The organism is Endozoicomonas sp. SESOKO4, assembly GCF_024606275.1.
The window spans coordinates 1-1,284 of record NZ_JAHHPS010000242.1 but is presented as its reverse complement, the minus strand read 5'-3'; the positions used below and the strand labels follow the sequence as shown (position 1 = coordinate 1,284).

Annotated in this window: 1 protein-coding gene; it reads left to right on the top strand. The window is 42.1% G+C overall.

The window, feature by feature from the left end; genetic code table 11:
- The first annotated feature begins 33 nt into the window (after window positions 1–33).
- A complete protein-coding gene (locus KDK16_RS04470) occupies window positions 34–1,266 on the top strand; it encodes a pentapeptide repeat-containing protein (protein WP_257274871.1) in 1,233 nt (410 codons plus the stop codon).
- Window positions 1,267–1,284: the final 18 nt, after the last annotated feature.

Below are 1,284 nucleotides of genomic sequence, written 5' to 3'. Positions count from 1 at the left end.
CTCGTCAAGGTTTGTGGTGAAGAGGGCATACAGTTGTTGTTTGAGCAAAACCCACAACTGTTGAAGGGAAAGCTGGATTCCCTTGATGGTTTTAAGCTGAAAGGACGGGCGCATAATTTAAAAGGGATTGATTTCAGCGGCTGTTCAATGAAGGGGACAGTGTTTCAATCCATTTCATTTCATACGTGTAAATTCAATACAGAACAGTTAAACAGTGCCATTGTTGAAGATGGCTTTTTCAGCGGCTGTTCTTTTGAAGGTAAGCGGTTTTCATCATCGATATTAGGCAATGCCCATTTCCGCCCCGAAATTGGTGAGGGTAACCAGGTATCTGAAAGCACACACCAGCTTTCCCGAATCCTGCGTCAGTCGTGTGTCAATCAGCACAATGAGTTCAGTCTGCAACAATGGCTGGTGGTGATGGGGAAAAGTCATTATCTACGTTCCGGCTCAACACCGCTGGATAATTTAAGTCGGAAAATTCTGATCCGACATATTGACGAAATCAAGAGTTTTTATCCACAGCAACTACCTGGAATTATTCGTGGACTGTTTGGGATTGAATTTCAGAATATTACCAATGCAACAAATTTTGTCTGTAATAATCCGGAATTCTATGATCGCAAAATTAAAGATCTCAAAGATCTGTATTTTGAGTTCAGAACCGCCTTCCTGGAAGAAGGAAATTATCAGCGGGATTCAGGTAATCCATTTGAAAGATTATTTCCCCTCTATCGCGTCGCGCACAATGATTATTCCCGGGAAGCAGTTTTGGCGTTGATGTTAAATGTTATTAACCTTGTTCTGTTCCCTGAATCCAATGATAAATACATAGACTTTGGCGTCAATGCCAATAGCGCGGATGAGCATGACCATTGCTTGAAGGCCATTCCTGAGGCAAGTAGAGAAATTACGCAAAGCAATAAAGGTGACCTGCCTCTGGTTGAAATGCAACGTTACAAAACTGATCTTTGTTTCTTTCACCTTAGAGAGTACCGTAAGTATATTCGTCAATTCTGGGGAGAATGTTCAGAGCAGAGCCAATTAACAATAGCCAAACACTGTTTACGTCATCAAAACGTTGTCGTTAGCCCCGTTACAACCGGAGAATTTAAAACATTGTTGACTAAAGAACACGATGCGGGAACTTGGTGGGATCTTTATTGCACCAACGTGATAAAGCATGCAAAAAATCAGAAGGAGTGGGACAGCTTGCTCAAGGATAAATTTGGAGAGTGGGCCACCAAAGGCAACAGATATTATTAAGTTCGCATTCCCTGCCGT